Genomic DNA, 21,734 nt, shown 5'->3' with positions numbered 1-21,734 from the left:
TCCACGCTAACGCCTGATGGCGCGTTGCTTATCAGGCCTACTCATGATTAACCGTTGTTGCTGCGACCGCCCGGACGACGGCTGCCGCCAACCTGAGAGTGGCGCTTCACCGCACGGCGGATCTGGTTTGCCTTCATACGGCGACGATCTTTCTCGACGGCAACTTTAGAGGTGGTTTCCGGCTTCAGTTCCACCAGTTCACGCAAATAGTTGGTCTGCGCGAGGTCAAGTTCCGTCCAGCCGCCACGCGGCAGGCCCTTCGGCAGTGGGATATCACCGTAACGTACACGGATAAGACGACTTACCTGCACGCCCACGGCTTCCCACAGGCGACGGACTTCACGGTTACGCCCTTCGGTCAACGTGACGTTATACCACTGGTTGATCCCTTCACCGCCGCTGAACTTGATCGTTTTAAATGCGGCCGGACCATCTTCCAGCTGCACGCCACGACTCAGATCGCGCAGTTTTGCGTCATCAACCTGACCAAACACACGCACCGCATATTCACGTTCAACTTCGCGGCTTGGGTGCATCAGACGGTTCGCCAGTTCGCCATCGGTGGTAAACAGCAGTAAACCACAGGTATTCACGTCCAGACGTCCCACGGCAATCCAGCGCGCATCGCGCAGTTTTGGCAGACGATCAAACACGGTCGGACGACCTTCCGGGTCGTTACGGGTACACAGTTCACCTTCTGGCTTGTAATAAGCCAGAACACGGCAGATTTGCTCCGCAGATTCTTTCACCGAAATCAGATGACCGTCGATACGGATTTTCAGACCCGGCGTAACTTCAACGCGATCGCCGAGCGTGGCAATTTTGCCATCAACGCTCACGCGACCCGCGGCAATTATGGATTCAATTTCACGGCGAGAACCGTGGCCAGCGCGCGCCAGCACTTTTTGTAACTTTTCGCTCATAGAGCTTCCTTTAGATGTCGCCTTCACAGGCGTCGAACAGGAGAATCAACGGCGCCAGTCAGCGCCATTTTAAGGCCGCGTAGTATAGCGGTTCGCGCCCTTATAAGAAAGGTTTAACGTCGCCGACGCCTTCGCGCAATACCACCGGGGAATCATCGGTTAAATCAATGACCGTGGTTGGCTGCTGACCGAGATATCCACCGTGGATAATCAAATCCACCACTTTCTCCAGACGATCTTTGATTTCTTCCGGATCTGACTCGGTAAATTCGCTGCCCGGCAGCATCAGTGATGTAGAGAGCATAGGCTCGCCCAGCGCTTCCAGCAGCGCCAGCGCAATCGGATTCGAGGGTACACGCAAACCAATGGTCTTACGTTTTTCCTGCAACAGTCGACGTGGTACTTCTTTCGTCCCCTTCAGGATGAACGTGTAGTTGCCCGGCGTGTTGTTTTTAATTAAACGGAAGGCCACGTTGTCGACAAACGAATAGGTCGACAGTTCGGACAGGTCACGACACATCAGCGTAAAGTTGTGCCCGTCCGGCAGGTGACGGATGCGACAAATGCGCTCCATTGCGCCTTTATCTTCAATTTTGCAACCCAACGCATAGCCGGAATCAGTTGGATAGACGATCACCCCTCCTTTACGCACGATTTCAACGGCCTGATTGATCAGTCGCTGCTGTGGGTTTTCGGGATGAATATAAAAAAACTGGCTCATACTTTCCTCTCTGTGGTCTCGGGCTGTTCCCAAAGTTGCCAGACGCCTTCTACGCCTGCGGGCAACCAGAGTTTACGACCCAGCTCAATCCATGGGCAGGGTAGATGAAAATCAGACCCTTGCGATGCCCACAGTTGATGCTGACGCGCAAGCGTCGCCAGATGGGTGCGTTCATTGGGAGACTGCTGGCACTGTGCCACTTCCATCGCGTCGCCGTGATGTTCAGCAAAATGCGCAACCAGTCTTTTCAGCCACTTAGCGCTAAGATCGTACCGCCCAGGATGAGCCAGAACTGCCTTACCGCCAGAATGATGAATGACATCAATAGCTTGTTCTATTGTACACCACTGTGGCGGAACGTAACCGGTTTTCCCACGAGCAAGATATTTTTTAAAGACATCCGCCATGGTTGTGGCTTTTCCGCACTCCACCAGGAAACGCGCGAAATGCCCCCGAGTGATCGCCCCGCCATCAGCCAGGCGTAATGCCCCTTCCCACGCGCCGGGAATATGCGCTTTGTCGAGTCGTTCAGCAATCAGGCGCGCGCGCTGCTGACGACGTTCCGTTTGCTGCGCCAGAAATTCGCACATCATTGGATGGGCGATATCAATGTTCAGACCCACGATATGGATCTCATGGTTTTCCCAGACTGTTGATATCTCGACGCCAGGGATCAAATTTAACGCTAAACCCGCACGTGAAATTTCTTCTCTTGCCGCCGCAATACCCGCCGTGGTGTCATGATCGGTGATCGCCAGTGTACCGACTCGCATCTCTACCGCACGGTGTACTAAGGCTTCTGGCGTTAATCGCCCATCGGAGGCTGTAGTATGACTGTGCAGGTCATAAATCACTGCGTAATTCGTGTCGCTCAATGCGGCTCCCGTTTCACTAAATGTCTTAACCCGCCCATCATAGCGGTTTAGACAAATATACTGAAATCAGCTGTTGACTTTATTCCATTGAACTAGTTAACTAGTACGCAAGTTCACATGAAGAAGGTATCTGAGATGAAAGCAACATTGGTTCTGCACGGTTGGTGGCGCACTTCCTGATTTCGGGCAGTGTCTTACGTCTGCAATATGCAACCAGATACCCGGCCCGCCAAATGAGCGGGCTTTTTTTTGAACAAAATTAATGAGAATAACGATGCAAACACAAAAACCGACACTCGAACTGCTTGCCTGCGATGCCGCCTACCGTGAAAATCCGACGGCGCTGTTTCATCAGGTGTGTGGCGCACGTCCGGCAACGCTGCTGCTGGAATCTGCCGATATCGACAGCAAAGACGATCTGAAGAGCTTGCTGCTGGTCGACAGTGCATTACGCATTACCGCCATCGGTGACACTGTCACCATTCAGGCATTATCCGCTAACGGCGCATCGCTGCTGCCGCTGCTGGATGCTGCCCTGCCAGCGGGTGTTGAGAACAAACAACAGCCGAATGGTCGCCATCTGCGATTCCCTGCCGTTAGCCCGCTGCTGGATGAAGACGCCCGCTTATGTTCCCTTTCCGTATTTGATGCCTTCCGTTTATTGCAGGAGCTGGTTAATGTTCCTGCGCAAGAACGTGAAGCGATGTTCTTCGGCGGTCTGTTTTCCTACGACCTGGTTGCCGGTTTTGAAGATTTACCTCAGCTTGAAGCGGGCAACCGTTGCCCTGACTACTGCTTCTATCTGGCAGAAACGCTCATGGTCATCGACCATCAGAAGAAAAGCACCCGCATTCAGGCCAGCATATTTACCCCCAGCGATGCAGAAAAACAGCGTCTTAATGCCCGTCTGGCGCAACTGAGCCAGCAGCTTACCGAACCTGCGCCGCCGCTGCCCGTTACTGAAGTTCCGCACATGCGCTGCGAATGCAATCAGAGCGATGAAGAGTTTGCCGCCGTAGTTCGTGGTATGCAAAAGGCCATTCGCGCTGGCGAAATTTTCCAGGTGGTTCCATCCCGTCGTTTCTCGCTGCCCTGCCCGTCACCGCTGGCGGCCTACTATGTGCTGAAGAAAAGTAACCCCAGCCCGTACATGTTTTTTATGCAGGACAACGATTTCACACTGTTCGGCGCCTCTCCGGAAAGCTCGCTGAAATACGATGCCACCAGCCGGCAGATTGAAATCTATCCGATTGCCGGGACCCGCCCACGCGGTCGTCGTGTGGACGGGTCACTGGACCGCGATCTCGACAGCCGTATTGAGCTGGAGATGCGTACCGATCATAAAGAGCTTTCCGAGCACCTGATGCTGGTAGACCTTGCGCGTAACGACCTGGCGCGCATCTGTACGCCCGGCAGCCGCTACGTTGCTGACCTCACCAAAGTGGATCGTTATTCCTTCGTTATGCACCTGGTTTCCCGCGTAGTCGGCGAGCTGCGTAGCGATCTGGATGTGCTGCATGCTTACCGAGCCTGTATGAACATGGGTACGCTAAGCGGAGCGCCGAAAGTTCGCGCCATGCAGCTTATCGCCGAGGCCGAGGGCCGTCGTCGCGGCAGCTATGGCGGCGCAGTAGGTTACTTCACGGCCCATGGCGATCTGGATACCTGTATTGTGATTCGTTCCGCCCTCGTGGAAGACGGTATTGCCACCGTACAGGCTGGCGCCGGAATTGTTCTGGATTCCGTTGGGCAGTCAGAAGCCGATGAAACCCGTAATAAAGCGCGTGCGGTTCTGCGTGCTATCGCCACCGCACACCACGCACAGGAGACCTTCTAATGGCTGACATTCTGCTGCTCGATAATATCGACTCTTTTACCTATAACCTGGCAGATCAGCTGCGTACTAACGGTCATAACGTGGTGATTTACCGCAACCATATTCCGGCCCAGACATTAATAGACCGCTTAGCGACCATGAAAAATCCGGTGCTGATGCTCTCTCCAGGTCCAGGTGCGCCAAGCGAAGCGGGCTGCATGCCGGAGCTGTTAACCCGCCTGCGCGGCAAGCTGCCGATCATCGGTATTTGTCTGGGGCATCAGGCCATTGTCGAGGCCTATGGTGGATACGTGGGACAGGCGGGGGAAATCCTGCACGGCAAAGCGTCCAGCATTGAACACGACGGTCAGGCAATGTTCGCCGGTCTGGCAAATCCGCTGCCGGTGGCGCGTTATCACTCGCTGGTTGGCAGCAACGTTCCGGCCGGATTGACCATCAACGCCCACTTTAACGGCATGGTGATGGCGGTACGTCACGATACCGATCGCGTATGTGGCTTCCAGTTCCATCCAGAATCCATTCTGACCACCCAGGGCGCACGTCTGCTGGAGCAAACGCTGGCCTGGGCGCAACAGAAACTCGAACAGACTAATACGCTGCAACCTATTCTGGAGAAACTGTATCAGGCCCAGACGCTGTCTCAGCAGGAAAGCCACCAGCTTTTCTCCGCCGTGGTACGCGGTGAACTGAAGCCGGAACAACTGGCTGCGGCGCTGGTGAGCATGAAAATTCGTGGCGAGCACCCGAATGAAATTGCCGGTGCGGCAACCGCGCTGCTGGAAAACGCCGCCCCGTTCCCGCGGCCTGATTATCTGTTTGCCGATATTGTCGGTACCGGCGGTGATGGCAGCAACAGTATCAATATTTCCACCGCCAGCGCCTTTGTGGCGGCCGCTTGCGGACTGAAAGTCGCCAAACACGGCAACCGCAGCGTCTCCAGCAAGTCGGGCTCTTCGGATCTGTTAGCGGCTTTTGGCATCAATCTGGATATGAACGCCGATAAATCCCGTCAGGCACTTGACGACCTCGGTGTGTGTTTCTTGTTTGCGCCGAAATACCACACCGGTTTTCGCCATGCTATGCCAGTACGCCAACAGTTGAAAACCCGTACGCTGTTTAACGTCCTCGGCCCGTTGATTAACCCGGCACATCCGCCGCTGGCGCTGATCGGCGTTTACAGTCCGGAACTGGTGCTGCCAATTGCCGAAACGCTGCGCGTGTTGGGGTATCAGCGGGCAGCCGTGGTGCACAGCGGCGGCATGGATGAAGTTTCGCTGCATGCACCGACCATTGTGGCGGAGCTGCATGATGGCGAAATCAAGAGCTATCAACTGACGGCAGAAGACTTTGGCCTGACGCCTTACCACCAGGAACAGCTGGCTGGCGGCACGCCGGAAGAAAACCGTGACATTCTTAGTCGCTTGTTACAAGGTAAAGGTGAAGCCGCTCATGAAGCTGCTGTTGCCGCGAATGTCGCCATGTTAATGCGCCTGCACGGTGAAGAAGATTTAAAAGCCAATGCGCAAACCGTGATTAATGTACTGCGCAGCGGCGCGGCCTATGACCGTGTCACTGCACTGGCAGCAAGAGGGTAAATGATGCAAACCGTTTTAGCGAAAATTGTCGCAGACAAGGCGATTTGGGTAGAAGCCCGCAAACAGCAACAACCGCTGGCCAGCTTTCAGAATGATGTTCAACCCAGCTCTCGTGATTTCTACGATGCGCTGCAAGGTGCACGCACCGCCTTTATTCTGGAGTGCAAAAAAGCGTCTCCGTCAAAAGGCGTGATCCGTGATGACTTCGACCCGGCACAGATTGCGGGCGTATATAAACAATATGCTTCTGCGATTTCCGTACTGACCGATGAGAAATATTTTCAGGGGAGCTTTGATTTCCTGCCCATCGTCAGCCGCATCGCACCGCAGCCGATTCTGTGTAAGGACTTTATTATCGATCCTTACCAGATTTACCTGGCGCGCTTCTATCAGGCGGACGCCTGTCTGCTGATGCTGTCGGTGCTTGATGATGAGCAATATCGTCAACTCGCCGCCGTCGCCCACAGTTTGAAAATGGGCGTACTGACCGAAGTCAGTAACGATGAAGAGCTGGAGCGAGCTATCGCACTGGGCGCCAAAGTCGTCGGTATCAACAACCGTGATTTACGCGACCTGTCGATTGATCTGAATCGCACCCGCCAACTTGCGCCGCGACTGGGTCATGGCGTAACCGTCATCAGCGAGTCCGGTATCAATACCTATGGTCAAGTGCGAGAACTCAGCCACTTCGCCAACGGTTTTCTGATTGGCTCTGCGTTGATGTCGCATGATGATCTGCATGCTGCCGTGCGTCGCGTTCTGCTCGGCGAAAATAAAGTCTGCGGTTTAACCCGGCCTCAGGATGCAAACGCGGCATACGAAGCGGGTGCCATATACGGCGGGTTGATTTTTGTGTCCACATCGCCACGCGCGGTCAGCGTTGAACACGCGCGCGAGGTCATGACCGGCGCACCGCTGCAATATGTCGGGGTGTTTCGCAACGCAGAGATCACCGACGTGCGCGAAACAGCGGCGGCTCTGGGGCTAACAGCCGTGCAATTGCATGGTAGCGAAGACCAGGCCTATGTTGACGCCCTGCGCGACGCGCTCCCCGAACAGGTGCAAATCTGGAAGGCGTTAAGCGTCAGTGAAACGTTGCCAGCCCGTGATTATCAGCACGTCGATAAATACATATTCGACAATGGCCAGGGAGGCAGCGGTCAACGCTTCGACTGGTCACTTTTAGGCGGACAATCGCTGGATAACGTTTTACTGGCTGGCGGACTCGGCGCTGATAACTGCGTTGACGCGGCAAAAACCGGCTGTGCCGGTCTCGATTTCAATTCTGGCGTAGAGTCACAGCCGGGCATCAAGGATGCACGTCTTTTGGCTTCGGTCTTTCAGACGCTGCGCGCATATTAAGGAAAAGGACATGACAACATTACTCAATCCGTATTTTGGTGAATTTGGCGGTATGTATGTGCCACAGATTCTGATGCCTGCCCTGCGCCAGCTGGAAGAAGCTTTTGTCAGCGCGCAAAAGGATCCTGAATTTCAGGCGCAGTTTACAGACCTGCTGAAAAACTATGCTGGTCGTCCAACTGCCCTGACCAAATGCCAGAACATTACTCAAGGCACCAACACTACGCTGTATCTCAAACGTGAAGATTTGCTGCACGGCGGCGCGCACAAAACCAACCAGGTATTGGGCCAGGCTTTGTTGGCGAAGCGTATGGGGAAAACGGAGATCATCGCCGAAACCGGCGCGGGCCAGCACGGTGTTGCATCAGCTCTCGCCAGCGCACTGCTGGGGCTGAAATGCCGTATTTATATGGGTGCAAAAGACGTTGAACGCCAGTCGCCAAACGTTTTCCGTATGCGTCTGATGGGGGCTGAAGTTATCCCGGTTCACAGCGGTTCTGCAACGCTGAAAGATGCCTGTAACGAAGCGCTGCGCGACTGGTCTGGCAGCTACGATACCGCGCACTATATGCTCGGTACGGCGGCAGGTCCACATCCCTTCCCGACCATTGTTCGTGAATTTCAGCGCATGATCGGCGAGGAAACTAAAGCGCAGATCCTTGAAAAAGAAGGTCGCCTGCCGGACGCGGTTATCGCCTGCGTGGGCGGCGGTTCTAACGCCATCGGTATGTTCGCGGACTTTATTAATGAAACCAGCGTCGGTCTGATTGGCGTCGAGCCTGGCGGCCATGGGATTGAATCAGGGGAACATGGCGCACCGTTGAAGCATGGTCGTGTCGGGATTTACTTCGGCATGAAGTCCCCGATGATGCAGACCGAAGAAGGACAGATTGAAGAGTCTTACTCTATTTCCGCGGGGCTGGATTTCCCGTCTGTCGGGCCGCAGCATGCGTATCTGAACAGCATTGGTCGCGCCGATTATGTTTCGATCACCGACGACGAAGCGCTTGAGGCCTTCAAAACGCTGTGTCTGCACGAGGGGATTATTCCGGCGCTGGAGTCCTCCCATGCCCTGGCACACGCATTGAAAATGATGCGTGAAAACCCGGAAAAAGAGCAGTTACTGGTGGTTAATCTCTCCGGTCGCGGCGACAAAGACATTTTCACCGTACACGATATTCTGAAAGCGCGAGGGGAAATCTGATGGAACGTTACGAAAACCTGTTTGCACAGCTGAAGGACCGCAAAGAAGGTGCTTTTGTCCCCTTCGTAACCCTGGGCGATCCGTCTGTTGAGCAGTCACTGAAAATCATTGATACGCTGATTGAAGCCGGTGCCGATGCCCTTGAGCTCGGTATTCCGTTCTCCGATCCGCTGGCTGACGGTCCAACCATTCAGGAAGCCACCTTGCGTGCGTTTGCCGCCGGCGTCACGCCGTCGCAATGCTTTGAAATGCTGGCGCTGATTCGCCAGAAGCACCCTACGATTCCCATTGGCTTGCTGATGTATGCCAACCTGGTGTTTAGCAAGGGCATTGACGAGTTTTACGCCCAGTGTGAAAAAGTTGGCGTGGATTCCGTGTTAGTAGCCGATGTTCCCGTTGAAGAGTCCGCGCCATTCAGAGCTGCGGCGCTCCGCCACAACATTGCGCCAATTTTTATCTGCCCACCGAACGCTGATGAAGAACTGCTGCGCCAGATAGCCTCTCATGGCCGCGGCTATACCTATTTGCTTTCGCGTGCGGGCGTGACCGGTGCAGAAAATCGAGCGGCATTACCGCTGCATCACCTGGTCGAAAAGTTGAAAGCATATGATGCTCCGCCTTCTTTACAGGGGTTTGGTATCTCTGCACCTGAACAGGTAACCGGCGCGATTGACGCTGGCGCTGCTGGCGCTATTTCCGGCTCGGCAATAGTGAAAATCATTGAGAAAAATGTTGCGGCACCGGAACAGATGCTGGCTGAGCTGAAAGCTTTTGTCAGCGCGATGAAAGCCGCCACCCGGCAGTAAGCTAAACCAACCGCCAGAGACTTCTGGCGGTTTTACGCTTCTTTCGTGTGCTTCATTTTATACATGGCGCTATCTGCATTCTGAATAGCCACATCCAGTTCACCGTTCACCTCTGCAATCCCCCACGATACTGACAATGGCACGGTATGACCGTCCACTACAAACACATGGCTGGTCACCTGCCCGCTGATACGTTGAGCAATTGCGATGGCATCAGTTGCCTGCGAGCGAAACAGCAGGATCATAAATTCATCCCCGCCGGTACGAATCACAATATCGTGGCTGGTGCGGGTGTTTGATAACATCCTGTTGGCGATAATTTGCAGCGCACGATCGCCTGCCGCGTGACCCCAGGTATCATTGACGGCCTTGAACTTATTGCAGTCCAGTAGCACCACCGAACAGTGGGATAAATCACGGCGCTTGATGATGTCGAGTATTCGGCGATTAAAGCAACCGGTCAGGGTGTCTATATAAACCTTCAGGTCGCTTTCGTTTAGCCATGATTTTAGCGAGAAACTAATCATGATGAAAAAGAACGGCGCCAGCAGGATCACGATCCCGGCATGGGTATCGCGCGTCATAAAACGGCCTAATGAAAGCGAATAGTGCAGCGCATATTTCTCCGAAAAATTGCGCACTAAAAAACGGGATTGACCTGTACATTTACCGGATAAACAGAGACTTTCATTGTTGGTCAAATTTACCAATTCCACATTCAGCTCTGGTGGGAGCTGGTAGTCAAATGCTTGAGCCAACGCTTCCTGCAATTCGGGCTTTGAATGGTCATAAACCAGATAGGCCACGATTTGGTCTGATATCTCTTTGCCAGACAGATCGTAGATATAGCTCACCACGCTGTAAGCTTTTTCACCGGTAATTTTATCGGTATAGAAGTTCGTTGAACTAAGGGCTTTGTTTTTGACGTTTTTTTGCAACAGTCGGGTATAGAAATCGACCGGCGGATAGAAAAAGTTGGTGAGATCCCGCGCCATTTCAGAATTTGAGAAACTGAAGTTGCGCGAATCGGAAGCCATAAACCAGTAAAAATAATCTGAATTTTTGGCGATAATATAACGATGTGCATCGAAGCTGCCCGGATTTAGCTCATTAACCATACCGCGAATAAACTCCGCCGCCGTATACATACACAGCGCGTTGTGGCTGGCTTGCTGGGCAATAATTGTCCCCGTTACCGAATGCAGACGCTTTGGGTCGGCGTTAATTCCCCATTCAATCTCATTGCGGGGAACAAATTGTGAAATATCGCCACATTGCTCACCCGATTTAATATGGTGATAGCGCTCACCAATCGCATCGGCGATCAACTCATTATCGTTAAAAATGTCCATCATGCGCGCTTGCATGCGGTTAACACCGTCACTGACTGCAGCCATCCGCTGCTCATAAATTATAAACAGAAACAACGACGTAAATATCAACGTAATGAGCCCTGATACCAGCAGTGCCTGCCTGTTTCTGAGCTTGTCCTGCACAATCTTCACGAGTTCACCCTGATAGTTAACATATTGCCAAACCGGTTACCCGTTTCTGTCGTTGCATAACTGCGCTGTATGTTGATTGAGAATGTTAACCGTCCCTAAGCTGATGCCTTAGAAGCCCGCCGTTGTGTGCGCTAAAGTTACAGATTTATACAATAAAAGCACATTTTTGTTAACATGAATGCAAACTAATCATCACCCTCAATCGGATACCCCGCCCGACGAATGGCCTCACGACAATCGCTCACGCCTGCGGCATAGCCCGCTTCAATCTCACAAACAGGACTGGCGCTGCAATAAGGTAGTTTAACCGGAGTCGCAATGCGTTTCTCCAGCACTTCAATTTTATCCATAAAATTCAATAAGTCACGCGCGGCACTCACGGCGAACTCTGCCGTTTCATCTCCGGTGAATGGTTCCAAAAGTGTGATTTTTTGTTGTAGCAGGTGGCGAGTCAACATCATCGTCAATGCCCTCAAAGCCAGTTTGCTTAAAGAGTAGCATTACATCGACGGGGAGAAAGGCAGGAAGAAATAAACTGGTAATAAAAAAGCTGACCGTGGAACGATCAGCTTTTCCGTATTTTAATCACGGACTTAGAAGCGATAACCCGCGGAGAACATAAACACCCACGGATCGAGGCGTACGCTGTCATGCTGCTGCGCGCCAGCCAGTTTGTAGCTCGCGGTGGTGTCGATATCCATGTACCAGACCGACATGTTAATCAGCCAGTCGCGGTTAATCAGATAGTCCATACCCACTTGCCCTGCTGCGCCCCAGGAGTCTTTCAGGCTCAGGTCAGATAAACCGGTTTCTTTGCCGTTATTGTTAAAGCCTTCGTCAAAGAAGGTGGTGTAGTTCACACCGACACCAACGTACGGACGCAGTTTGCTGCTGGAATCGCCGAAATACCACTGTGCCATTAAGGTTGGTGGTAAATGGTGAACGGTCGCAATATCACCTGTTGTGGCAGTGCCAATTTTATGGCGGAACGGCGTGGCTGCCAGTAATTCAACACCGATATTGTCGGTTGCCATGTAGGTAAATGTCAGACCCAACTGCGTGTTATTGCTGACATCAAAGCCACCCAGGCTCCCCAGCGTACCACCCGCGCCTTCCGTCGGTCTGACGGTGGCAGAACCTGCACGAATAAAGAATTCTCCGGCTTCATGCGCAAATACGTTACCAGAGAGAAGAGTTGTTAAAGCCACTGCTGCAACTGTTAATTTTTTCATGTCCGCTCCATCGTTATGGTTATAAAAGCGGAACGAATATACCCACATTGGAGTAATAAGTGATCTAACCTGGATCACATTGACTTTGATAATTTAACATTTATTGATCCAGATTAAGTTAGAACTTGCATTCAAAATCCTGGTTAACCTAATTCAGATCAATTTTGATATATTTTCGCCACGCAAGTACCTGACCTCCGTTGCAGAATAGCGATGGTTATTTGTTCGTGATGCGCAGAGAACAACCAACGTTCTTGCATGACGCTGAAGTCATAGTCAAAAATTACCGGGGCTTTACAAAGATATGCTTTTCCATACACCGCGCGATGCTGCCACTGTAGAGTTATCCAGGGTACAATTGCCCACAAATGAACACCTGCAAAACTCAAGGAGAGTGCATGTCTATCACGGCGAAATCCGTTTACCGTGACACGGGAAACTTTTTCCGTAATCAATTCATTACCATCTTGCTGGTATCGTTGTTGTGCGCGTTTATCACAGTGGTGTTAGGGCATGCCTTTTCTCCCACCGACGCACAAATTGCACAACTTAGTGAAGGCGATCAGTTAACCAGCAGCGTGGGATTGTTCGATCTGGTGCAAAACATGACCCCGGAGCAACAGCAAATTTTGCTACGCGCTTCCGCGGCGTCGACGTTTTCCGGTCTGATTGGTAATGCCATCCTCGCCGGAGGCATTATCCTGATGATTCAGCTGATTTCAGCCGGTCATCGGGTCAGCGCATTACGCGCCATCGGTGCCAGCGCGCCGGTTTTGCCGAAGCTGTTTATTCTGATTTTTCTGACTACTCTGCTGGTGCAAATCGGTATTATGCTGGTGGTGGTACCCGGTATTCTGCTGGCTATCCTGCTGGCACTTGCACCGGTGATGTTAGTACAGGACAAAATGGGTGTCTTTGCCGCGATGCGCAACAGTATGCGTCTGGCGTGGTCGAATATGCGCCTGGTTGCACCAGCAGTGATCGGTTGGCTGCTGGCAAAAACGTTGTTGTTGCTTTTTGCGCCAAGTTTTGCGGTACTTACGCCAAATGTAGGCGCGGTATTGGCGAATACGCTGAGCAATATGATCTCCGCCGTGTTGCTGATCTATTTGTTCCGCCTGTACATGCTAATTCGCCAATAAACCCTGAACGCATTCCGGGCTTGTACCCGGTGCTTTTGATGACGGAATCGAAGAATGAAGCAGTTTCTTGATTTTTTACCGCTGGTTGTCTTTTTTGCTTTTTATAAGCTCTATGACATCTACGCGGCGACCTCGGCGCTGATTGTTGCGACGGCTGTGGTTTTGATTTACAGCTGGGTCCGCTATCGCAAGGTCGAGAAGATGGCATTGATCACTTTTGTTCTGGTAGCCGTGTTCGGTGGCCTGACCATCTTCTTCCACAATGATGAATTCATTAAGTGGAAAGTAACGGTGATTTACGGGCTGTTTGCCGGTGCGCTGCTGGTTAGCCAATGGGTAATGAAAAAGCCGCTGATTCAGCGCATGTTAGGTAAAGAGCTGAGCTTGCCACAGCCGGTTTGGACAAAACTTAACTTCGCCTGGGCCGTCTTCTTTATCCTGTGCGGTCTGGCGAATATCTATATCGCGTTTTGGCTACCGCAGAATATTTGGGTCAACTTTAAAGTATTCGGCCTGACCGCCCTGACTTTACTATTTACGTTACTGAGCGGAGTCTATATTTACCGCCACCTTCCGCAGGAAGATAAATCGTAATAAATGCTCGCCAGATCTCCGGATCTGGCGAATTTTTATCCCTTCGCGTTCCTTGTTGCCATCAACCTGGCGTACTTCCGCCCCGCAGGCCGCATCCCCTCTGTTCTCAGCGCGTAAATTCTAGTAGCATCGCGCCTGTAATCTTTCTCTATAGTCGGTTCTACAATGACAACAACGAATAACACTCCCCAGGGCGAACTGGTTTTACGCACTCTGGCTATGCCTGCCGATACCAACGCAAACGGTGATATTTTTGGCGGCTGGCTGATGTCACAAATGGATATAGGTGGCGCTATTCAGGCCAAAGAGATCGCACATGGTCGCGTGGTAACGGTGCGGGTTGAAGGAATGAGCTTTTTGCGCCCGGTTGCCGTGGGCGATGTGGTTTGTTGCTATGCACGCTGCGTGAAACGCGGGACGACCTCGATCAGCATTAATATTGAAGTCTGGGTGAAGAAAGTCGCTTCAGAACCTATCGGCCAGCGCTATAAAGCTACCGAAGCCCTGTTTATCTACGTTGCCGTTGATAAAGACGGTAAACCGCGGCCGATTCCCTCCCTGGCCTGATAGCACGCGCAAGCATCGCCATCCGGCAATCATTCTGCCGGATTTGGCGGCGTAACGCCAAATCCGGCCTGATGCTTACTCGATCTGTGTTGTGCCGTTCAGGCGGAAAACAATATTCACCACCAGCCCGGAACCAGGCTTACCGGCTTCATAACGCCATCTGCGCATCGCATTTTTCACTTCACGCTCAAACATATTCGCAGGCTGTGCGGACAGAACTTCCACATTTTCAACCCGGCCATCCGAGGTCACGTCAAATTTGACCTTCACACGGCCTTCAATGCGCAGCGCCTGTGCACGTGCCGGATATTGAGGCTGATTACGACTTAAGGCTCGCGGACCCGATGGTACGCTCACCGCCGGTTTAGTGGTTGCCGGAGCGGTACTGGTTGTTGGACGCGCAGGCGCCGTATTTTCAAACGGGGATGCCGGACGAGGCTCTGCTGGTTTAACATCACGCTTCGGCTGCTCTTCCACCTTTTTCACCGGTTTTGGCTTCGGTTTAGGCTTGGGCTTCGGTTTCTCAATCACTACCGGCGCTTCTTTTGGCGGTTCGGGGATCGGTTCTGGCTCCGGTTCAGGCTCGACGACAGGTTCCGGCGGCGGCTGAACGGCCTGAGGCGGTTCAAGATCGGCAGGCGCAACCATCGTAACGGAGATCGGCTGCGCTGGCGCAGGCAGTTCAATAACCTGATGTACCGAGGTATACAGCAAACCTGCCACTACAGCACCATGAATGCCGACAGAAAGTAACGTAGGCCAGGGAAAGCGACGAGGTAAATCAAGGGTCATTGAAGTCATAATCGTTTCAGTAAAAAAACCAGGCCCTGATTTTAAATGCAAATAGCAATCATATTCAATAAGACCGTGAAGCTAACTGGCATTTAAAACGCGATTTTATGATAAAAAACCATTTTCAAAGTATGGCCTTAACATATTAGTTATCTTTCCGTTGCAGTTACCAGGCCTTTCCAATAACGTAAATATGACCTTTTACCGTTCAAGGAGCTCTACCCGTGCTGTACGTTATTTACGCTCAAGATATCGCAGACTCTCTCGAAAAACGTCTTTCCGTACGCCCTGCTCATCTGGCTCGTCTGCAACTCCTTCATGACGAAGGCCGTTTGCTCACGGCGGGTCCTATGCCAGCGGTTGACAGTAACGATCCGGGCGCCGCAGGCTTTACCGGCTCAACGGTGATTGCAGAATTTGAATCTTTAGAAGCCGCGCAGGCGTGGGCGGAAGCCGATCCCTACGTGGCGGCAGGTGTTTACGCGCAGGTTTCAGTAAAACCGTACAAAAAAGTATTTTAAAAACAAAACGAAAAGCAGACATTGGGCACCGCCAGCGGTGCCCTTTTGAGATCAGATGTTGTGGATCGCAAACAGCAACGAGTTACGTTGATGGTTAAGAATACACTTTCTGATGGTATGGATACGCATATTACGGCGCGATTGTCCTTCAAGCCAACGTGCTTTACGGCGGCTAGCCTGACGCAGCATCCGCCAGCGTCCCACTTCCGTTCTACTACGCTTCATGTTTACTACTCTTTCAGTCACTGAGCGGCCATTATAACGCCACACCGAATGCAGACCAGTGGTTTTCCCGTGTTTTTATTTGCCAGATTAATCCTGATGCGTAAACTCTTAACAATACGCTTTCAAAAGGATTTTTAAATTTATGACAACCTTCTACACCGTGGTGAGTTGGCTGGTCATTCTGGGTTACTGGGTACTCATTGCTGGCGTAACATTACGCATTCTAATGAAACGACGCGCAGTGCCCTCCGCAATGGCCTGGCTTTTGATCATCTATATTCTGCCATTGGTAGGGATCATTGCTTATCTGTCCTTCGGTGAGCTCCACCTGGGTAAACGTCGCGCCGAACGCGCCCGGGCAATGTGGCCGTCAACGGCCAAGTGGCTGAACGATCTTAAAGCCTGTAAGCATATTTTTGCGCAGGAAAACAGCAGCGTCGCGTCATCCTTATTTAAGCTGTGCGAGCGTCGTCAGGGAATCGCTGGCGTTAAAGGGAATCAATTGCAGTTGCTCACCAGTTCAGAGGACGTGATGCAGGCATTGATCCGTGATATTCAACTGGCGCGTCACAACATCGAGATGGTGTTCTACATCTGGCAACCAGGCGGTATGGCCGATCAGGTCGCCGAGTCATTAATGGCTGCCGCAAGGCGTGGAATTCACTGCCGCCTGATGCTGGACTCCGCGGGTAGCGTGGCGTTCTTTCGCAGCCCATGGGCCGCGATGATGCGTAACGCGGGTATCGAGGTTGTTGAAGCGCTGAAAGTAAACCTGATGCGTGTATTTTTACGCCGTATGGACCTGCGTCAGCACCGCAAAATGATCATGATCGATAACTATATTGCTTATACCGGCAGCATGAACATGGTCGATCCGCGTTTCTTCAAACAAGATGCAGGCGTCGGGCAATGGGTGGATTTGATGGCGAGAATGGAAGGCCCGGTAGCCACCGCTATGGGCATCGTCTATTCCTGCGACTGGGAAATTGAGACCGGCAAGCGCATTCTGCCCCCGCCGCCAGACGTCAATATCATGCCGTTTGAGCAGGCCAGCGGCCACACTATTCACACAATCGCTTCGGGACCTGGTTTCCCTGAAGATTTGATTCATCAGGCGCTGTTAACCGCGGCTTATTCGGCGCGTGAATATTTAATTATGACCACGCCCTACTTCGTTCCCAGCGACGATCTGCTGCACGCGATCTGTACAGCGGCGCAGCGCGGAGTCGACGTCAGTATTATTCTTCCACGCAAGAATGATTCCCTGCTGGTTGGCTGGGCAAGCCGGGCCTTTTTCACTGAGCTGCTGGCGGCTGGCGTTAAAATCTATCAGTTCGAAGGTGGCTTACTGCACACCAAGAGCGTACTGGTCGATGGCGAGCTGAGTCTGGTCGGTACCGTTAACCTGGATATGCGAAGTCTGTGGCTCAATTTTGAAATCACGCTGGTCATTGATGATGCCGGATTCGGTGGTGATCTCGCGGCAGTACAGGATGATTATATTTCGCGTTCTCGTCTGCTTGATGCCCGTTTGTGGGTAAAACGACCACTCTGGCAGCGGATCGCTGAGCGACTGTTTTACTTCTTTAGTCCGTTGCTGTAAAACGTGCCCATCAGACAGTAAACAGGTAGTCATTATGGATATGGATTTGAACAATCGCCTGACTGAAGACGAAACGCTTGAGCAGGCTTACGATATTTTTCTTGAACTGGCTGCGGACAACCTGGATCCAGCCGACATCATTCTGTTCAATTTACAGTTTGAAGAGCGCGGTGGTGCCGAGTTATTCGACCCGGCAGAAGACTGGCAGGAGCATGTTGATTTTGACCTGAACCCTGACTTCTTTGCCGAAGTGGTGATTGGTCTGGCAGATACAGAAGACGGCGAGATTAACGATATTTTTGCGCGCGTTTTATTATGTCGCGAAAAAGATCACAAACTCTGCCATATTCTCTGGCGCGAGTAACAAACAAAAAAGCTGCTCTCGCAGCTTTTTTCATTTTTATCCCGGCAGTTTACTTCCGCAGCGGTTACAAAACTGCGCACTATGTTCATGCTGCGCCTGCTGACACTGCGGGCATCTACGCTGATATCCTCGCTGTTGGAACGCACTGCTCATGTGTGTGGTTATCAATCCGGTCGGTATCGCAATCACAGAGTATCCAATCAGGATAAGCACTGACGCCACCATGCGTCCCAACGGCGTGTGCGGTGTAATGTCACCGTAGCCGACGGTGGTGACCGTAACAATTGCCCAATACACAGACGCATTCAGCGTAGTAAAGCCATATTTGGGCCCTTCTATCAGATACATCATCGCGCCGAAAACAACCATCAGAATGGCAATAAAGGAATAGAACAACATCAGTTGATGACGGGCGCTTTTTAACGCATTCCAGAACACTCGCAGAGAAGGCATAAAACGCAGCAGCTTGAGAATACGCAAGACGCGCAGGACACGCATCGCTCGCCAGGCGAAGACATAGCTCAGACTGATTTCAGGCCATAGCCACATCACGTACAGCGGTAAAATGGTGGCCAGATCGATAATCCCCCAGAAGCTAAACACATATTTTGCGGGATTGGCCCAGCTGCATAAGCGAAGAAAATATTCAAGGGTAAAGACCAGAGTAATAAAGATCTCCAGCCAGACAAAAATGCGCCATTCCTCAAAGGTTAAATGGTATTGCGTCCCGACGCCGGACTCAATGAAGATAACAATAACGCTGAGCAAGGCGAACAGCGCGCACATACCTTCAAAGCGACGCCCTGAACGGGTGTTTAAATCGAATAATTTGCGATAGAGCGCGCGGCGGACAGAAGAGACTAAACCTGACACATATACCTCACCAAAAAGAAGGGCTGACCTTTGTCAGCCCTCTGGATTATAGCGGGTCTACTTTCAGGCAGGAAACTGCGTGACGGAAACTTCCTTCGAGAACCGGGCGGGTTTTTGCGCATTCCGGTCCGGCAATCGGGCAGCGCGTACGGAACACGCAGCCGGAAGGAGGATTAATCGGCGACGGCAATTCGCCTTCCAGCAACTGGATAACCTTGTTCCTTTCCTGATCCGGGTCGGGAATCGGCACTGCAGACATCAACGCCTTGGTATAAGGGTGCAGCGGATTATGGTACACCTCATCATAAGTCCCTAATTCCACCGCGTGTCCGAGATACATGACCAGCACGCGATCGGAGATATGTTTCACCACCGCCAGGTCGTGAGCAATGAAGATTAACGATAATCCCATTTCACGCTGGAGCTGTTGTAACAGGTTCACCACCTGGGCCTGAATGGATACGTCCAGCGCCGAAACCGGTTCATCGCAAATAATCAGCTTCGGCTCGAGGATCAGCGCCCGGGCAATACCAATACGCTGACACTGACCGCCGGAAAACTCATGCGGGTAGCGGTTAATCAGATTTGGCAGCAACCCCACCTTCATCATCATCGCCTTCACACGGTCGCGGACTTCCTGACCAGACAGGTTCGGATGATAAGTCCGCAGCGGTTCGGCAATGATTTCACCGATGGTCATGCGCGGATTCAATGATGCCAGCGGATCCTGGAAAATCATCTGAATATCGCTACGCACTTCCCGCCACTCATCGGGTTTCATGCCCAGCAAATCTTTACCCAGCCAGGCGACTTTTCCATCGGTGGCTTTCACCAGGCCAATAATCGCACGGGCAAAAGTCGATTTTCCACAGCCTGATTCGCCGACCACGCCCAGGGTTTCACCTTCATACAGTCGCAGAGTCACGCCATCAACCGCTTTCAGGGTTTTAGACGGCTGCCAGAACCACTGCTTGCCGTCTTTAATGTCGAAATGGACTTTAAGATCGGCAATTTCAAGGAGCACTTTTCGTTGTTCGGTGACCGCATTCATACCAGTTCCTCCACCGGTTTAAAGCAGGCGCGCAGGCGGCCCGGACTAAACTCTTCCAGTGGCGGAGCACTGCTACAGATTTCCATCGCATGCGGGCAACGCGGCTGGAATGGACAGCCTTTTGGTAGACGCAACAGGTTCGGCGGGTTGCCCGGGATAGTCAGCATCTCTTCCCCTTCGGCATCCAGACGAGGTACGGCATTCAGCAAACCAATCGAATACGGATGAACGGGCTTATAAAAGACATCCCGCGCACTGCCATATTCCATGGTACGTCCGGCGTACATCACCAAAACTTTATCGCAAATACCGGCAACTACTCCCAGATCGTGGGTGATCATGATAATCGCAGTGTTGAATTCGCTTTTCAGTTCATTCAGCAGGGTCATGATTTGTGCCTGTACCGTAACATCAAGCGCAGTAGTCGGCTCATCGGCTATCAGTAATTTAGGCCTGCACAACAGCGCCATGGCGATCATCACGCGCTGACGCATCCCGCCGGAGAATTCATGCGGATACATTTTCATACGCTTACGCGCTTCCGGCATTTTCACCGCATCCAGCATTCTGACCGATTCTTCAAAGGCTTCCGCTTTGCTCATGCCTTTATGCAGCATGAGAACTTCCATCAACTGCTCGCCGACTCGCATGTACGGATTGAGAGAGGTCATCGGGTCCTGGAAAATCATCGAGATTTGCTCGGCGCGCAGTTTGTTCAACTCACGTTCCGGTAAATTCAGAATTTCACGTCCGTTGAAGGTTGCGGAACCTCCGATACGGCCATTTGCTGCCAGAAGGCCCATCAGGGCAAAGGCCGTTTGCGATTTCCCTGAACCGGATTCCCCAACAATACCCAGCGTTTCTCCAGCTCGCAGAGAAAAGTTTAAATCGTTTACCGCAGTTACATCGCCGTCGGGGGTGGCAAACGTCACGCGCAGATCTTTAACGTTCAGCAGTGCGTTAGCCTGTTGTTGCGCGAGCGGCGCGGTTGAGGTTTCAATTACGCTCATGGCTGCACTCCTTAACGGTCTTTCGGGTCGAGGGCATCACGCAGGCCATCGCCAATAAAGTTAAAACAGAACAAAGTGACCACCAGGAATCCTGCCGGGAAGAGCAGCAGCCATGGTGAGACTTCCATCGAGTTGGCACCATCACTCAGCAACGCCCCCCAGCTACTTAACGGCTCCTGCGTCCCTAATCCCAAAAAGCTCAGGAAGGATTCAAACAGGATCATGCTGGGCACCAGCAACGAAGCGTACACCACCACCACACCCAGCACGTTCGGCACAATATGACGGATAACGATGCGCACGGTAGATACCCCACCCACTTGCGCTGCTTCAATAAACTCTTTGCGCTTGAGACTCAGCGTTTGTCCACGCACGATACGCGCCATATCCAGCCAGGATACCATCCCAATAGCGACAAAAATCAGCAGGATATTTTGCCCAAAGAAAGTGACCAGCAGAATCACGAAGAACATGAACGGGAAGGAGTTGAGGATTTCCAGCAGACGCATCATCACGGAGTCGATTTTACCGCCGAGGTAGCCCGACAGAGAACCGTATAGCGTGCCGACAACTACCGCGACCAACGCCGCGGCAATGCCGACCATCAACGAGATGCGACCGCCAATCGCCACACGAACCAGCAGGTCTCGACCTGACGAGTCGGTGCCGAAATAGTGTCCGGATTCCGTATCCGGCGCGCTGGACATCATGCCCCAGTCGGTATCGAAGTAGGTAAACTGCGACAGCATCGGCGCCAGCGTCACAAACAGCGCAATAATCACCAGCACTACCAGGCTTGCTACCGCCGCGCGGTTATGCATAAAGCGTCGACGCGCGTCCTGCCACAGACTGCGGCCCTCGACCTCCAGCTTTTCACTGAAATTCTCCAGCGCTTCGCTGTTTTTCTTACTTAACATCATAGCGAGCTCCAG

The 21,734-nt window shown here is 52.3% G+C and carries 23 protein-coding genes, 1 pseudogene and 1 other annotated feature; of the genes and pseudogenes, 12 read left to right on the top strand and 12 right to left on the bottom strand.

The features are described from left to right. Positions 1-47: 47 nt before the first annotated feature. The 3 genes from rluB to rnm form a co-directional block, all read right to left on the bottom strand. Positions 48-923, bottom strand: a complete 876-nt coding sequence (rluB, locus tag HV229_RS11475; protein WP_006684306.1) for a 23S rRNA pseudouridine(2605) synthase RluB — start codon at positions 921-923, stop codon at positions 48-50. A gap of 100 nt (positions 924-1,023) precedes the next feature. Continuing rightward, positions 1,024-1,644 (bottom strand): L-threonylcarbamoyladenylate synthase, encoded by a 621-nt coding sequence (locus HV229_RS11470; protein WP_016153256.1) that lies wholly within the window; start codon positions 1,642-1,644, stop codon positions 1,024-1,026. Continuing rightward, positions 1,641-2,519 carry an RNase AM gene (rnm, locus tag HV229_RS11465; RefSeq protein WP_029139558.1) on the bottom strand — a complete coding sequence of 293 codons (879 nt, stop codon included), beginning with the start codon at positions 2,517-2,519 and terminating at the stop codon, positions 1,641-1,643. Before rnm ends, HV229_RS11470 begins: the two co-directional genes overlap by 4 nt. Positions 2,520-2,675: 156 nt before the next feature. After that, positions 2,676-2,770 (top strand) — a sequence feature (Trp leader region). 23 nt (positions 2,771-2,793) lie between these two features. On the opposite strand from rnm, the gene HV229_RS11455 reads away from it, so the two are divergent. Genes HV229_RS11455 through trpA form a run of 5 tightly spaced genes read left to right on the top strand, consistent with a single transcriptional unit; the run spans position 2,794 to position 9,323 of the window. Continuing rightward, on the top strand, positions 2,794-4,356 hold the full coding sequence (locus HV229_RS11455; RefSeq protein ID WP_181547588.1) for an anthranilate synthase component 1: 1,563 nt from the start codon (positions 2,794-2,796) through the stop codon (positions 4,354-4,356). Then, positions 4,356-5,951 (top strand): bifunctional anthranilate synthase glutamate amidotransferase component TrpG/anthranilate phosphoribosyltransferase TrpD, encoded by a 1,596-nt coding sequence (trpD, locus tag HV229_RS11450; RefSeq protein ID WP_003020639.1) that lies wholly within the window; start codon positions 4,356-4,358, stop codon positions 5,949-5,951. Before HV229_RS11455 ends, trpD begins: the two co-directional genes overlap by 1 nt. Positions 5,952-5,954: 3 nt before the next feature. Beyond that, complete coding sequence (gene trpCF, locus HV229_RS11445; RefSeq protein WP_053388610.1) at positions 5,955-7,313, top strand: bifunctional indole-3-glycerol-phosphate synthase TrpC/phosphoribosylanthranilate isomerase TrpF; 1,359 nt, start codon at positions 5,955-5,957, stop codon at positions 7,311-7,313. A 10-nt stretch (positions 7,314-7,323) separates the two neighbouring features. After that, entirely contained in the window at positions 7,324-8,517 is a 1,194-nt protein-coding gene (gene trpB, locus HV229_RS11440) for a tryptophan synthase subunit beta (protein ID WP_003020645.1), read from the top strand. Then, positions 8,517-9,323 carry a tryptophan synthase subunit alpha gene (trpA, locus tag HV229_RS11435; protein WP_016156657.1) on the top strand — a complete coding sequence of 269 codons (807 nt, stop codon included), beginning with the start codon at positions 8,517-8,519 and terminating at the stop codon, positions 9,321-9,323. Before trpB ends, trpA begins: the two co-directional genes overlap by 1 nt. Before the next feature lie 32 nt (positions 9,324-9,355). On the opposite strand, the gene HV229_RS11430 is transcribed toward trpA, so the two are convergent. The 3 genes from HV229_RS11430 to ompW all read right to left on the bottom strand — a co-directional run bounded on the left by HV229_RS11430 (position 9,356) and on the right by ompW (position 12,060). Beyond that, entirely contained in the window at positions 9,356-10,828 is a 1,473-nt protein-coding gene (locus HV229_RS11430) for a GGDEF domain-containing protein (protein ID WP_016153261.1), read from the bottom strand. A gap of 185 nt (positions 10,829-11,013) precedes the next feature. Next, positions 11,014-11,289 (bottom strand): hypothetical protein, encoded by a 276-nt coding sequence (locus tag HV229_RS11425; protein ID WP_016153262.1) that lies wholly within the window; start codon positions 11,287-11,289, stop codon positions 11,014-11,016. A 132-nt stretch (positions 11,290-11,421) separates the two neighbouring features. Beyond that, positions 11,422-12,060, bottom strand: a complete 639-nt coding sequence (gene ompW / locus HV229_RS11420) for an outer membrane protein OmpW (protein ID WP_016153263.1) — start codon at positions 12,058-12,060, stop codon at positions 11,422-11,424. A 283-nt stretch (positions 12,061-12,343) separates the two neighbouring features. Here ompW and HV229_RS26290 point away from each other — a divergent pair. The 4 genes and pseudogenes from HV229_RS26290 to yciA form a co-directional block, all read left to right on the top strand. After that, positions 12,344-12,430: pseudogene (locus HV229_RS26290) on the top strand (YkgJ family cysteine cluster protein); the annotation flags it as partial. 28 nt (positions 12,431-12,458) lie between these two features. After that, positions 12,459-13,202, top strand: coding sequence for a YciC family protein (locus tag HV229_RS11415; RefSeq protein ID WP_016153264.1), 744 nt, complete (start codon positions 12,459-12,461; stop codon positions 13,200-13,202). A 54-nt stretch (positions 13,203-13,256) separates the two neighbouring features. Next, positions 13,257-13,796 carry a septation protein A gene (locus tag HV229_RS11410; RefSeq protein ID WP_016153265.1) on the top strand — a complete coding sequence of 180 codons (540 nt, stop codon included), beginning with the start codon at positions 13,257-13,259 and terminating at the stop codon, positions 13,794-13,796. A gap of 165 nt (positions 13,797-13,961) precedes the next feature. Continuing rightward, positions 13,962-14,363, top strand: a complete 402-nt coding sequence (gene yciA, locus HV229_RS11405; RefSeq protein WP_016153266.1) for an acyl-CoA thioester hydrolase YciA — start codon at positions 13,962-13,964, stop codon at positions 14,361-14,363. Positions 14,364-14,438: 75 nt separating this feature from the next. Here yciA and tonB read toward each other — a convergent pair whose 3' ends face one another. Further along, the gene (tonB, locus tag HV229_RS11400) at positions 14,439-15,155 is read right to left on the bottom strand and encodes a TonB system transport protein TonB (RefSeq protein ID WP_094762092.1); all 717 of its coding nucleotides are present in this window, start codon (positions 15,153-15,155) and stop codon (positions 14,439-14,441) included. A gap of 224 nt (positions 15,156-15,379) precedes the next feature. On the opposite strand from tonB, the gene HV229_RS11395 reads away from it, so the two are divergent. Continuing rightward, positions 15,380-15,676, top strand: coding sequence for a YciI family protein (locus HV229_RS11395; protein ID WP_003020675.1), 297 nt, complete (start codon positions 15,380-15,382; stop codon positions 15,674-15,676). A gap of 51 nt (positions 15,677-15,727) precedes the next feature. On the opposite strand, the gene HV229_RS11390 is transcribed toward HV229_RS11395, so the two are convergent. Next, positions 15,728-15,901, bottom strand: a complete 174-nt coding sequence (locus HV229_RS11390; RefSeq protein WP_016153268.1) for a YciY family protein — start codon at positions 15,899-15,901, stop codon at positions 15,728-15,730. Between the two features lie 142 nt (positions 15,902-16,043). Between HV229_RS11390 and cls the strand changes: the two genes are divergently transcribed. After that, positions 16,044-17,504: a cardiolipin synthase gene (cls, locus tag HV229_RS11385; RefSeq protein WP_016156727.1), complete on the top strand. Its 1,461-nt coding sequence runs from the start codon at positions 16,044-16,046 to the stop codon at positions 17,502-17,504. A 34-nt stretch (positions 17,505-17,538) separates the two neighbouring features. After that, positions 17,539-17,868 (top strand): HI1450 family dsDNA-mimic protein, encoded by a 330-nt coding sequence (locus HV229_RS11380; RefSeq protein WP_003020691.1) that lies wholly within the window; start codon positions 17,539-17,541, stop codon positions 17,866-17,868. A 36-nt stretch (positions 17,869-17,904) separates the two neighbouring features. On the opposite strand, the gene HV229_RS11375 is transcribed toward HV229_RS11380, so the two are convergent. From HV229_RS11375 to oppC, 4 genes are read right to left on the bottom strand one after another with little or no spacing between them, the layout of a single operon-like run. Beyond that, positions 17,905-18,741 carry an ion transporter gene (locus HV229_RS11375; RefSeq protein ID WP_049269434.1) on the bottom strand — a complete coding sequence of 279 codons (837 nt, stop codon included), beginning with the start codon at positions 18,739-18,741 and terminating at the stop codon, positions 17,905-17,907. A 46-nt stretch (positions 18,742-18,787) separates the two neighbouring features. Beyond that, positions 18,788-19,792 carry a murein tripeptide/oligopeptide ABC transporter ATP-binding protein OppF gene (gene oppF, locus HV229_RS11370; RefSeq protein ID WP_016156729.1) on the bottom strand — a complete coding sequence of 335 codons (1,005 nt, stop codon included), beginning with the start codon at positions 19,790-19,792 and terminating at the stop codon, positions 18,788-18,790. Continuing rightward, positions 19,789-20,802 carry a murein tripeptide/oligopeptide ABC transporter ATP-binding protein OppD gene (oppD, locus tag HV229_RS11365; RefSeq protein ID WP_003833364.1) on the bottom strand — a complete coding sequence of 338 codons (1,014 nt, stop codon included), beginning with the start codon at positions 20,800-20,802 and terminating at the stop codon, positions 19,789-19,791. The genes oppF and oppD overlap by 4 nt, the downstream gene beginning before the upstream one ends. An 11-nt stretch (positions 20,803-20,813) precedes the next feature. Then, the gene (gene oppC / locus HV229_RS11360) at positions 20,814-21,722 is read right to left on the bottom strand and encodes an oligopeptide ABC transporter permease OppC (protein ID WP_003020701.1); all 909 of its coding nucleotides are present in this window, start codon (positions 21,720-21,722) and stop codon (positions 20,814-20,816) included. Positions 21,723-21,734: the final 12 nt, after the last annotated feature.

It is taken from the genome of Citrobacter sp. RHBSTW-00524 (genome assembly GCF_013747755.1).
Lineage (GTDB): Bacteria > Pseudomonadota > Gammaproteobacteria > Enterobacterales > Enterobacteriaceae > Citrobacter > Citrobacter braakii.
The sequence above is the reverse complement of the archived record's forward strand: the minus strand, read 5'-3'. Positions and strand labels throughout refer to the sequence as shown.